The sequence below is a fragment of the Paenibacillus sp. OAS669 genome (assembly GCF_014873645.1).
Taxonomy (GTDB): domain Bacteria; phylum Bacillota; class Bacilli; order Paenibacillales; family NBRC-103111; genus Paenibacillus_S; species Paenibacillus_S vulneris.
The window spans coordinates 206,837-219,221 of the sequence record NZ_JADBDR010000009.1 but is presented as its reverse complement, the minus strand read 5'-3'; the positions used below and the strand labels follow the sequence as shown (position 1 = coordinate 219,221).

The 12,385-nt window shown below is 48.7% G+C and carries 13 protein-coding genes; 6 read left to right on the top strand and 7 right to left on the bottom strand.

Going from position 1 to position 12,385, the window contains the following annotated elements:
* The first annotated feature begins 59 nt into the window (after positions 1-59).
* The 5 genes from GGC63_RS20765 to GGC63_RS20745 all read left to right on the top strand — a co-directional run bounded on the left by GGC63_RS20765 (position 60) and on the right by GGC63_RS20745 (position 4,563).
* A complete protein-coding gene (locus GGC63_RS20765; protein WP_192703924.1) occupies positions 60-749 on the top strand; it encodes a hypothetical protein in 690 nt (229 codons plus the stop codon).
* A gap of 10 nt (positions 750-759) precedes the next feature.
* Positions 760-1,677 (top strand): carbohydrate ABC transporter permease, encoded by a 918-nt coding sequence (locus GGC63_RS20760; RefSeq protein WP_192703923.1) that lies wholly within the window; start codon positions 760-762, stop codon positions 1,675-1,677.
* Entirely contained in the window at positions 1,667-2,524 is an 858-nt protein-coding gene (locus tag GGC63_RS20755) for a carbohydrate ABC transporter permease (protein WP_192703922.1), read from the top strand. The genes GGC63_RS20760 and GGC63_RS20755 overlap by 11 nt, the downstream gene beginning before the upstream one ends.
* Before the next feature lie 12 nt (positions 2,525-2,536).
* Entirely contained in the window at positions 2,537-3,880 is a 1,344-nt protein-coding gene (locus tag GGC63_RS20750) for an FAD-dependent oxidoreductase (RefSeq protein WP_192703921.1), read from the top strand.
* Positions 3,881-4,395: 515 nt separating this feature from the next.
* A complete protein-coding gene (locus tag GGC63_RS20745) occupies positions 4,396-4,563 on the top strand; it encodes a sigma factor-like helix-turn-helix DNA-binding protein (RefSeq protein WP_192703920.1) in 168 nt (55 codons plus the stop codon).
* Positions 4,564-4,741: 178 nt separating this feature from the next.
* On the opposite strand, the gene GGC63_RS20740 is transcribed toward GGC63_RS20745, so the two are convergent.
* The 5 genes from GGC63_RS20740 to GGC63_RS20725 all read right to left on the bottom strand — a co-directional run bounded on the left by GGC63_RS20740 (position 4,742) and on the right by GGC63_RS20725 (position 8,551).
* Entirely contained in the window at positions 4,742-5,176 is a 435-nt protein-coding gene (locus GGC63_RS20740) for a DJ-1/PfpI family protein (protein WP_264082106.1), read from the bottom strand.
* Entirely contained in the window at positions 5,139-5,396 is a 258-nt protein-coding gene (locus tag GGC63_RS34935) for a DJ-1/PfpI family protein (protein WP_264082105.1), read from the bottom strand. Before GGC63_RS34935 ends, GGC63_RS20740 begins: the two co-directional genes overlap by 38 nt.
* Positions 5,397-6,434 (bottom strand): winged helix DNA-binding domain-containing protein, encoded by a 1,038-nt coding sequence (locus GGC63_RS20735; RefSeq protein WP_225948363.1) that lies wholly within the window; start codon positions 6,432-6,434, stop codon positions 5,397-5,399.
* Between the two features lie 68 nt (positions 6,435-6,502).
* Complete coding sequence (locus GGC63_RS20730; protein ID WP_192703999.1) at positions 6,503-7,636, bottom strand: epoxide hydrolase family protein; 1,134 nt, start codon at positions 7,634-7,636, stop codon at positions 6,503-6,505.
* A 99-nt stretch (positions 7,637-7,735) separates the two neighbouring features.
* Positions 7,736-8,551 (bottom strand): helix-turn-helix domain-containing protein, encoded by an 816-nt coding sequence (locus tag GGC63_RS20725; protein WP_192703919.1) that lies wholly within the window; start codon positions 8,549-8,551, stop codon positions 7,736-7,738.
* A 226-nt stretch (positions 8,552-8,777) separates the two neighbouring features.
* Between GGC63_RS20725 and GGC63_RS20720 the strand changes: the two genes are divergently transcribed.
* A complete protein-coding gene (locus tag GGC63_RS20720; protein WP_192703918.1) occupies positions 8,778-11,054 on the top strand; it encodes an ATP-dependent DNA helicase in 2,277 nt (758 codons plus the stop codon).
* 278 nt (positions 11,055-11,332) lie between these two features.
* Here GGC63_RS20720 and GGC63_RS34930 read toward each other — a convergent pair whose 3' ends face one another.
* Entirely contained in the window at positions 11,333-11,467 is a 135-nt protein-coding gene (locus tag GGC63_RS34930) for a hypothetical protein (protein WP_264082104.1), read from the bottom strand.
* Positions 11,468-11,748: 281 nt separating this feature from the next.
* A complete protein-coding gene (locus tag GGC63_RS20715) occupies positions 11,749-12,369 on the bottom strand; it encodes a class I SAM-dependent methyltransferase (protein WP_192703917.1) in 621 nt (206 codons plus the stop codon).
* Between the last annotated feature and the right edge of the window lie 16 nt (positions 12,370-12,385).

Here is a 12,385-nt window from a genome sequence, read left to right as displayed (position 1 = left end):
GCGACGCGGTTCGTTGTAAGCGGACCGCGGTTGTACAAAAAGAAAAGGAGAACCCGCAGATGAATCGTTTGAAGACTTCTCTCCATCAAACCAAATTGCAATTGTTCGTCAGCCTTCCGGAGAATGACGCGAGATTGGCGAAAGCAGCAATCGAAGAAGGTGCGGACGGGCTGAAGGTGCATATGAATGTGGGTCACCGTGCCAGCGGGACCAGCTTTGGAGCGCTATCGGAGTACAGGGACACGTTCAGGGAGATTCGTTCCTTGTTCCATGGTCCTTTAGGTATAGTGCCTGGAGGATCTATAGAGGCCATTCTTCCCGATGAAATAGAGGAGCTACCCGAGCTTGGGATTGACTTCTACTCCATTTATGCTTGGCACCTGCCGTCCTTTTTGCTGAAATCAGGCAAGCTGGCGTCCACTTTTGCTATTGATAACCGATTTGACCTCCGCTTTCTGGATGCGGCCAAATCCTTTCCCATGCTGGAAGCTTTGGAAGCGTCCATCGTCCCGGGAGAGGAGTACGGATCACCGCTTAGTTTTGCCGATTTGTTAAAATACCGCTGGTTGGTAGAGAATGCCGGTTTGCCTGTCATCGTTCCTTCCCAGCGTAAAATTGTTCCCCAGGATATTCCTGCTCTAAAAGATTGCGGTATTCAAGTCCTGCTGGTTGGAGCTGTCGCAATAGGAAAACATGAGGACGAAATCCGGCGCATGGTTCACGCGTTCCGTAATGCGATCGACAGATAGGGGGACGAATATGAGTGGCGAACTAGCTGCAGCTATCAAGAGGAAACATCCTTTATCGCGGGAAGCTGCTATCACCGGATGGCTGTTTGTAGCGCCGATGGTTCTTGGTTTTATCATCTTCCTTATTGCTCCTTTAGTTATGGCTTTTTACATGAGCTTGACAGACTGGCCGATACTTGGCGATGCACAATTTATTGGTTTTGCTAATTACAAAGCAATCATCGTAGATACCGAATTTTGGAAAATACTAGGGAACACAATTTACTTCTCGGCGGGCCTGGTGCCGCTGAATATTATTCTGGCTTTGGGGCTTGCGCTGCTCCTGGCAAAAGGAAAGCCTGGCATGGGTCTATTCCGCACCGCCATATTCGTGCCGGTCATGACTTCGCTCATCGTGTGGGCGATCGTCTGGAAGTATCTCTTTGCGACGGACACAGGCTTTATTAACCAGCTGATTCAGTTGTTTTTTGGCGTTCAAGGCCCTGCCTGGCTGTACAATGCACAATTGGCTATGCCTGCCGTTATTGTCACCAGCGTGCTGAAGAACGTCGGGCTCAATATGGTGCTGTTTATCGCTGCTTTGCAGCAGGTTCCGGCTCAGCTTTACGAAGCGGCCAAAATCGACGGGGCAGGCCGGCGGACCGCTTTCTTTCAAGTGACGGTACCGATGATTACGCCCACGATATTTTTGACGGTCATCATGACTGTCATCGGTTCGTTGAAGGTATTCGGCCAGATCTACGTGATGACTCAAGGCGGACCAAGCGGAAGCACGAAAGTGCTGGTGTACTATATTTGGGAAAAAGCGTTCAAGCTCTTCGAGTTCGGTTATGCGTCGGCTCTAGCTTATATTCTCTTTTTCATCATCCTGATCTTTACACTGATTCAGTGGCAGCTTAGAAAAAGGTGGGTGTTCCATGAAAGCTGAAGGTGCAGTCTTGAAATCATCGAATTGGATCGCCGGCGCGCTGCATTATCTGGTGCTAACCTTAATATCGGTTGTGATGCTGATCCCATTTTTATGGATGGTGTCGACTTCGCTTAAGGAACCGGCCAAAATATTCGTATTCCCGCCGGAGTTTATTCCTTCTGCGATCCGTTGGGCGAACTACACGGAAGTACTGAACAACACGCCTTTTCATTTGTATTATTTTAACAGTGTCTATATCGCGGTTGTGGTAACGGTTGGGACCGCCTTTTTTGCTTCGCTGGCTGGGTATTCCTTTGCCCGGATCCCATTTAAGGGGCGAGATCTCGTGTTCCTGTTATTGCTTAGCACCATGATGATTCCAGCCGAGGCAACCGCGATCCCGATGTTTTTGTTCATGCGCGATTTAGGGTTCAACAACACGCATGTTCCCTTGATCGCTCTGCCCATTTTCGGCGCGGAGGGAGCCTTCGGCGTATTTGTGATGCGGCAGTATTTTATTGCCATGCCAAAGGACCTGGAGGAAGCCGCTATGATCGACGGCTGCTCGCGAATGCGCACATTCTTCGAAATCATGCTTCCGATGGCCAAGCCGGCGATCGCTTCGCTGACGATCTTTACATTTTTAACAACCTGGAACGATTTCTTCAATCCGCTTATTTTTATCAACAATCGGAACTTGATGACGCTGCCATTGGCGCTTTCCCTGTTTACAGACGAGGCCGGCACGGCGTGGAACCTGCTGATGAGCGCTTCCGTTATGGTAACGCTGCCGCTGCTGCTGGTTTTCTTCTTCGCTCAGAAGCAGTTTATACAAGGCATTGCAATGACTGGGTTAAAGGAATAGAGGAGGAACGAGATGAACCGCATTTTAGAAGCTGATGTCGTGGTTGTCGGAGGCGGGCCTGCCGGCATTAATGCAGCCATCGCTGCCGGAAGACTAGGGGCATCCACCATTTTAATCGAACGCTATGGTTTTTTGGGAGGGATGTCGACGGCCGCCTCCGTCTATCCGTGGATGACCTTTCATACCGAGCAAGGCAATCAGGTCATTAAGGGAATTGCGCAAGAACTGGTCGAACGATTAATGGCGCAAGGGGGCTCACCCGGCCATCTTCGGGACACAGTGGGATTCGTTCACACGGTAACACCGTATCATCCCGAGATTTACAAGCTGGTTGCCATCGATATGCTCAAGGAAGCGGGCGTGCGGCTGCTGCTGCACAGCTTTGTGGATGCAGTTGAAGTGGAAGACAACCGAATTCGATCCGTACAAGTGACGGGCAAATCGGGGCACTATCAAATCCGTGGGAAGATGTTCGTCGATACCTCTGGAGATGCGGATGTGAGCTATTTATCCGGGGCTCCTACGCTGCAAGGGCGTGAAGGAGATCACGGCACGCAGCCGATGACGATGAAATTCCGGATGCGCGGAGTAGATCTCGAAGCCGTTCGCCGCAATATGATAGAGAACCCGGACAATTTTTACCGGAAAACTCCTTTTGATGAGCTGGATCACATTCCATTGACAGGAGTTCAAGGGTTTTATTCGCAGTGGAAATCGGCCAATGTCCCTATTAATCGGGACCAGGTTCTTTTCTTTACCGGCCCCGCAGAGGATGAGGTATTGGTGAACTGCACCCGTGTACAGGGGTTGGACGGCACGGACATCGAGGATCTAACGAAGGCCGAGGAGGAGGGCCGCCGTCAGGTGATGATGATGGCCCAGTTTCTGCAAAACTGGGTTCCCGGTTTCGCCAAGGCAAGCATCTCATCGGTGGGAACACAAATCGGGATCCGGGAAACGAGACGCATTAACGGGCAGTATAGTCTGACCATTGAGGATGTTGTGTCGGGAAAACGGTTTGATGATGTAATCGCTAGAAGCGGGTATCCGATCGATATTCACGATCCCAAAGGCAGCGGGGTTACAGCCGCATGGATTGGCGGAGACGGAGCTTACGATATTCCGTACCGTTGTCTTGTACCGCAAAAGATACGGAACCTTCTGGCAGCAGGGCGCTGTATCTCTACTTCTCACGAGGCACTAGCCACAACCAGGCTAACTCCGAGCTGCATGGCCACCGGCCAGGCAGCTGGAACTGCTGCCGCTCTGGCCAGTGCAGAAAACTCATCCGCTGCGGAAGTCGATGTAAAGAAGCTACAGCAGATCCTGCTTCAATCCAATGTCGTGTTAGCCTAATTGGAATAATTAAAAGAGTCCTTTTGAAGAGACTAGGATAAAAAGAGGATAGCAAAGAGGTGATTATCATTAGAAGTCGCATGTAATGCGGCTTTTTCATTCCCAACGGATTGTCAGCCGTTGATTGAGCTAAAAGATACGCGTATCGATACGAATGGGATCATTCCTAATATTGTCGTCGAATGTGCTAGACCATCTACCGCATACCAGACGCTTAAAGGCGGAATCAATTCTGTCGATTACTACTTTATTTGCAGGGCGGAGGGCGAGGACAGCATGCCGTCGAACCATTTTTTTATAAGTATCACTATTACTCGCGAAGAGGCGCATCATTTATGTCCTCAAGATCTATGTTCCTTCTTCCTTCCTTTAAAGATATATGTTCTTGTCCTCCGCCGACTGTAAGAGGACAAGAACATACATCCATTTGAATCCGCGATTTGAGCGGATTTTTTATTTTATGGATATAACTTCTTGTCTTTTCTAAAAGACAAGAAGTTGTACTGTTTTCCAAGATGCCACTGAATTTTCGGGAAGTTCTCTTGCTGGATATTCGGCATGAAATGACGACTCGGGAGATGGCAGGGGTGCTTGGGGTATCGGAAGGAACTGTAAAGTCTCGTCTGCACCGTGCCCGCACTAAGGTTTTTAAAAAGCTTCAGGAGGTCGGGGTCCATGAGTAAACCGGATTGGTATAAGCAAGCAGGAATGGAGCCCTTTAAGCAAAATCACTTTCATGGCGTGGAACGATGGCCCTCAGCAAACGGAGGCGTCCAGTCTGTGTCATTTTATCTATCTCATGACAATGTGCAGTATAGAAACAGGGTGACCCAAGACCAACGTCTTAGTCACCCTCGCAAGTTATGAATTACTGTCTTGCAGCGTCTCCATCATCGCATAAAAATATTTAGGATCGCCAGAAGTGAAGTAGTTATACCAAGCTTCTAACGTCTCTTCCGCAAACAGGCCCAGCAGCGCAATAACCTCGCGCGCTAATTCTATTGCGCCGGCTGAACCGGTTGTGATCAGATTGCCATCGGTCACGATTTTCTCGTTTTTATATCGAGCAGCGCCTTTGTACGAGGGGCTAAATAAATTCAAATACTCCAGACTATTGCTCGTATGCTGACGGTCATCTAGCAACCCGGCATCCCCAAGCGCAAGTGTCGCCCCGCATATGGCTGCAACATTGCCACCGGCATTCAGCAGTTGTTTTGCTTTTTCGATAATTGGCCCATTCATGGGATCTTTCCAATTGTCAGCACCCGGCAAAAAGCAATATCGCCGATGTTTCATGAGTGATCTCATCTACTGTCAGTTCCGGCACGATTGTCAACCCGCCTTTTGTCGTGATAGGACGGTTGGAAGCTCCGACAGTTCGTACGGGAAGGCGACTCCCGCGATTTTTGAAATATTGACCGGAGTTGAGTTCTGCAGTAACTAAGCCAAGCTCCCAGTCCGCCATCGTATCCAGTACATAAACATAAGCGTATTTCATAACTTCCTCCTTGGTCATCTATGATTCCACCAGTTGAAAGGATGTTGTCGCCAAAGGCAGTCCCATAAACTTGCAATATCGCCCGGCAGCCTCGATCACGCGCTCTTCTCTCTTCTTTAGAGGTGCAAATAGATGAAATTCGATGTCGATCCCTTTACTCTTAATGGTTCGTTTCCATAAGCCGGAGACTTGGCCGTCGATAACGATGGTGGGCATGAATACGCCGTTATTGCCCGGGACAACATGGCGGGCATGCGCGGCGTTTAATACCGTACTCCGGTCTTTGTAGCCAAGCAAATATTCATCAAACCCCGGAAGCAGATAAACACTCGGTTCTTCATCCATTACGAATGCCGGGGCGTTATCGGTTGTCCAATATTCCTGCCCGCCGATTTTCTCCGACACCAGCCGGGATTGCGCAGCTTCGACGCCTTGTCTTGCATCAGAAAGTGTGATCCCAGCCCACCAGGCTAAATCTTGTACGGTTGCCGGCCCATGACTCGCAAAATATCGTTCCGCGAGCAAAGCGAGCGCTTCGCTCCGGGTTAACTCCTTGGCGGCAGGCATCCACTCATCTAGCAAAACAATGGTTTGCTGCTTGCCTTCCCTCGGCCCAAGACAAATGTGGCCGCTCTGCGCAAGATACCATAGAAGGTGATAGCCACGCTGGTTTTTCGTGTGAAATCCGTTATCCTCCAGCAATTGCATAAGATCGGGACGAGATATCCGCTTGTTCCCTTGCAAGGCATCATAAATGATCTGCCTGCAGCGCTCGATGATCTCCTGATTAAGCTCCAATTGAGCCTGTCTTCGCCCATCCTGTGCCAAAATACGTGGAGCCAAATGTTGGAGCATCCATCTTAAGTTCTCCGGATGCACGCAATGAATCGTACCGCGCATCGGCCAAGTCAGAACAATCTTACGATCCTCGATGGATTGCTCAATATCCGCCACAGTAGCAGATTGCGTACGCATTCCAACAGCCCACAGGGCCTGATGATAATCTTGCGCCTGCAGGGCGCCGAGGTGCTGGACAACATGTTCGCACTTGTCCATCTTCCTTCCACCTATGAGCAGATTGTGCATACGTCGATAGGAAATACTTCGTTCCCTCATGGATTCCATTATGAACTTCCTCCCGAATCAGAATAATGTATAGGGATAAATCGTATCAGTTCATTGGCCAGTAGTTCGGGTTCATCCAGCGCTGCAAAATGACCGCCACGGGGCATTTTGTTATAGCTTCTCACATGTACCGAACGTTCAGCCCAGCTTGCGGGGAACTGGATTTCGCGCGGGAAGAGCACGATACTTGCCGGTACGCTTCGTGTCGCTGTGATTGGCGGAGCGCTATCTTCATTCGCTTGATTGGCCATTACAATTAGCCGATACATACGTGCGGCAGATCCGGCTGTCTCGGTCAGCCAATAGATCATGATATTCGTGAGTAGTTCGTCCCTTCCGCCGAATGCATCATCTACGGTCTTGTCGCCAGCTCCCGAACGGATCATGCTGACGATCCAAGATGCCAAGCCAACCGGCGAATCGTTAAGTGAATAGGCAAGCGTTTGCGGTTTGGTAGCTTGCAGCTTCAGATAGGCGCCTTCTGACTGAACCCAGGCCTGGGTGTCTAACATAAACTGCCGATCGGCAGAGGACATCTCAGTAATATTCTCTCTTCCGGTTGGATAACCAGCGTCTGTCAACAAGATCGCTTTCACAACGTCGGAGTGATGTATGGATAGCATGGTCACGATTCCAGTACCGATATCCCCGCCGCAAGCCGCGAAGCCCGCGTATCCAAGTGTTTCTGTCATCAGCTTGGCAAACAGGTGGGCGACTCGCTTCGGTGCTGTGGTTTTTCGATCCGAAAATCCAAAACCGGGAATCGAAGGCACGACAAGTTCGAAGGAGTCGGATAACAGAGGGATCATCTTGTGAAATCGGTAGAAGCTATCGGGCCAGCCATGAACGAGCAATAGCGGCACCGCATTTGGATTTTCGCTTTTAACATGCACGAAATGAAGGGTTGTACCCTCTATAACCGTCTTGTATTGCGGTAAGGCATTTAATCTGGCTTCATGAATACGCCAGTCATACTTCGTGCGCCAATAATCGATTAATTCTTTCATATAACCGAGATCTGCGCCCATATACCAGCCTTCGCCAGCCGCTTCGTCGGGCCACCGCGTATGATCCAGCCGCGTTTTCAAATCTTCAAGATCTGATTGCGGAACATTGATTTTAAATGGAGTAATGATAGCTGATCTCCCCTTTCCATCTACAGAATGTAATTGCTGCTTTCTGCATTGTAAGGGAACGAAGGAGACACTGTATTGTATATTTTTTCCCGAGATCTAGTTCGTGAGTGGGATGTGATTGGGGTGCAGGCTTTCTATAGCGCGATACTCGGTCGGGTTGAGGCCGGAAAAAGACTGAAATTCTTTAATGAAATGGGACTGATCATAATAATCGCAAGACATGGCAAGATCAGCCCAATCGATATCCTTGCTCTGTCTGATTAGACGTACCGCCTTTTGAAACCGCATTAAACGACTAAACCTTTTGGGTGTTAGTCCCACTTCATCCTTGAAAATTTGAATGAATCGTTTGGCGCTCATGTTAACCTGTTCAACCATGTTCGTAATGGATTCGGGTTGTTGCGGCTGCTGAAACGAGGCAATCGCAAACTGAACGGCTGAATGCGATGGCCTTGACCAATCGCTTCGTAACAGAAAGTATTTTTCAAGGATACGAAATCGCTCTTCCACCGTGTTGGAATAAAGCAGCTCATCGCGCAGATCTGCAGCCGCTATCCCCCATAAATCATCCAACGAGACATGCGTATCCTTTAACGCAATAGAAGGCAGCTTTAGAAGCGGCCCAGCGCCGCCGGGCTTGATATGTACGCCAATCATGGACCGCTCGCTTGAAGAATCCGTTATATAATAATCGGTGTGAGGCCCGCTAATCACGGAAGCTGCCAGTGTCGTCTCGCTGTCATATCGATTGTGTATACGAGTTTTACGATCATACAGATCAATGACGAGATCGGTCGAGCCATCCGGTAGGGTGAGCCTTCTCGAGTGCGGCGGATTCTTTCCTGTATAGGACCAGAAGTATGCGATGAAAGAAGACAAAGGAGGCCGGGGGAAATAGGTCTGAAATGGCATTGCTGTTCAGTCCTTTCTGTCTCATTGTTTCTTCGGTTCCATTATACCAGATCGTTTTAAGACCCAGCATCTGACATGATGAATCATGACCGAATTGGGGGCGACATTGCTACCCGGATGTCCGGAGAATCCGATTATCATAACCATAATCAGGAACATTTGTTTGCATTCGGTACAAAACATGGTATGCTAATGTGTAAATTAACATGATTTCGGGTGAGAGCAAATGCTACCGATTATTCGCATTTCCGTACGTGCACTGGTCGAATACGCGTTTCGCAGAGGCAGTCTGGAATCTGGCTTCCACGCGGCACCTACGTTCTCAGAAGGGACGCTTGCGCATCAGAAGCTGCAAAAGACGTACGGAGATTCGGACCTCAAGGAAGTACCGCTGCAGCAGGAATTCGAATGCGGGGACTTACGTTTTCGACTGGAAGGGCGCTGCGATGGCATCCGTTTCCCGGAGAACGAGCTTGTCACCATTGAGGAAATTAAGTCCACTCTGCAGGATATAAAACGTATTGAGGAACACGCACATCCCGAACATTGGGCGCAGGCACAATGTTATGCGTATATGTATGCAGTGAAGGAAGGCTTATTGAAGCTGGGCGTGCAATTGACCTATGTACAGCTGGATACTGACGAACAAATTCATTTTCGGAAGGAGCAGACGACCGAGGAACTGGAAGGTTTAGTGCTCGGAATGCTGCAGGTATACACACCATATGCAAGATGGATGGCTAAGCACGAACAGGAACGGAACGAGAGCGCGCGGAGCCTGCCGTTTCCTTATCCGGCCTACCGGGAAGGGCAGCGTAAGTTAGCCGGGGCCGTATATACGGCGATCGCCGAAGGGAAAGATTTATTCGCAAGAGCTCCGACCGGAACCGGCAAAACGATCTCGACCTTGTTCCCGGCTGTTAAAGCGATCGGGCAAGGGCATCTTCAACGAATCTTCTATATAACTGCCAAAACGATAACCCGGACTGCGGCGGAGCATGCGATGCGCGCCATGGCGGATGCTGGCTTACGGATGAAGACCGTCACGCTGACGGCGAAGGAAAAAGTATGTTTCAAGGATGAAGTGCGCTGCTCGAAGGAGTACTGTGAATACGCAGATGGCTTTTATGACCGGCTTAACGGAGCGATGCTGGACATGCTGGAGCATGAGGCATTGATGGATCGCGAGGTGATCGAACACTATGCACGCAAACACCGGATATGTCCGTTCGAGCTGTCAATAGAAGCAGCCTACGCCGCGGATGCGGTCATCTGTGACTATAATTATGTATTCGATCCGCGTGTGTCGTTGAAGCGGTTGCTGCAGGAGCAGCGCAAGCAAACTGCTCTATTGGTGGACGAAGCGCATAATTTGGTCGACCGGGCAAGGGACATGTTTTCTGCGGAGCTAGTAAAATCCGGATTTCTCCATCTTCAGCGGGAAAGCAGAGGCAAACAACGAGAGCTTGCCCAGGCGGCGAAGGCCTTGAATGAAATATTCATCGAACTGCGCAAGAAGGTGGGGGAGCGGAAGCATTCACTGCTTGATGGCCCGCCGCAAAGCTTGCTTGAACGGTTAGAGTCGTTCGCCGAAGCAGCCGAGCAGACGCTTGTTGCAGGCGGGGAAGAAGATCTGACGATTTTGAAGGATGTTTATTTCGCGGTACAAAGCTTCCTTCGAATCGCGAAGTTGGCGGATGAACGGTTCGTCACCTATGCCGAAGTCGAACGCAGCGAGGTCAGAGTCAAGCTGCTATGCCTAGATCCGTCCCAGCTGCTGCGACATATGAGCAATGGCTATCGGGCCAAAATTTTTTTCTCGGCAACGCTGTCCCCGTTCGGCTTCTACAAGGATGTACTCGGTGCGGGGGAGGACGATTATACGTTTGCGATTCCATCCCCCTTCTCGAAGGACCAATGGGAGTTGAGCATCGTGGCGTTATCGACGCGATACAGGGACCGTGAAAGCTCGATGGCTAGACTGGGATCACTGCTTCGCGAGCGAATCGGCAGTTGTAATGGTTGCTACATGGTCTTTTTTCCTTCGTTTGAATATTTGAAGGCCGGAGTGGCCGCGTATGAAGCGGAAATGCCGGACGCTGATATCCTTGTTCAGACCCATACGATGTCGGAAGAGGATCGGGAGCGGTTTCTGGACGCGTTCCAGGCGGGAAGGGAGCGAACGTTAGTCGGCTTTGCCGTATTGGGAGGCATATTTTCGGAGGGGATCGATCTTCAAGGAGACCGGCTGACCGGTGTCATTATCGTTGGTGTGGGACTGCCACAAATCGGACTGGAACGTGATCTGATGAAAAACTATTACAACAGAACAGGACGGGACGGCTTTGATTACGCCTATGTTTTTCCGGGCATGAACAAGGTGCTGCAAGCGGGCGGCAGGCTGATTCGATCGGAGCAGGATCGTGGTTCTCTCGTGCTTGTCGATGATCGGTATTTACAGCCCAAATACATGCAGCTGCTTCCTGAGGAGTGGCGTGTTTAATTGGTAAAAATCGGGGTATCGTGTAGTTAGTTCAATAGCAAAGTTCGAAGTGAGGCTGCCGCGAAATTGATCGGTAGCCTCATTAAGCTTTTGGGCAGGATAACGTAACATCTAGTGAACGAAAACGTATAGATGTTAATGAAAACATTAATTGGATGTGATGTTATGAAGTATCTTCAAGAGAACTTCGGTGAGATAGTAATAGGAAGATTTGGGTTATGCTCTTTATTTGAAAGGATAATGGGTCTGAACTTGCCTGTTGCTGTTTCTTAAGATTGTTAACGATTTGGAAAATGCTCGGGTGAAACCACTTCGAAATCCGCTGTCAAAGCCTCTTTAGTATCATGTATATCCATGATGGAGACTTCTTTGATAATTCGGTATTTTCCTGGCTCCAGATCGTTGATAGTCACTTTCTGTTCATCCTATGCCCTCTAATGTGAATGCTCTTCGATTAGGCACGTCTTCCCATACCGACTGATTATATTTTTGAAAAAGGAGTTGAAATACCATTCATTCGATTTAGATGTTGAAGGGTTTAGTAACGGGAGACGATAGTTTGGAGATGCCGCGAGAGCAGCTCCTATTTAGTATTCATTGAAGTAACGGGGAGGTTAGTGTAAGATCATACTCGGTAAACCGTGATATAAGTTACGGCGAAATATTTGGCAAAACGACTGCAAAGGCTCCTTTATCAAAACTTCCTAGCAACAATGAGATATTCTTGAGAACTTTTCTTCAAGCAATCCGTTTCGACAATTGAAAAATTCCCCTTCTCAATTGTATCGACTAAATTGCGTATTTTAAATGATCTTATAATCGGCATTAAACCAACTCTACCTGCAATGTATAACAAGTTTCTTAGAAATATCTTTTCTCCCACGCATGGTGTTGCAGAAATTAATAATCCTCCTGGTTTCAACAGTTCATTCATTCTTTGTAGAACGATACATTCATCTTCCAATAAATGCAGAACATGAAAGGCCAAGATGACATCAAATGATCCTTTCTTATACCTTTCATCAAAAATGGTTGCGTGAGCATAGTTTATATTTGTGATGATTCGTTCTTTTGCCTTTTTTTCGGCAATTGCGATCATATTAGAAGATATATCAATCGCATGAATTTCTTTCACGTCTTCGGCAATATCATTGGATATTAATCCAGTTCCACAGCCGTAATCCAACACCACGTTGCTTATTTTGAGATGCGTTTTCGTTCGTTGTATGATTTGGAGGTAAGTTTGTTCATCCTTCATCTCGATTTGATCATATTGACTTGCGGTTCTGTCCCAAAAACGTTCTGATTTATTCATTTCCGTTTCACCTTCT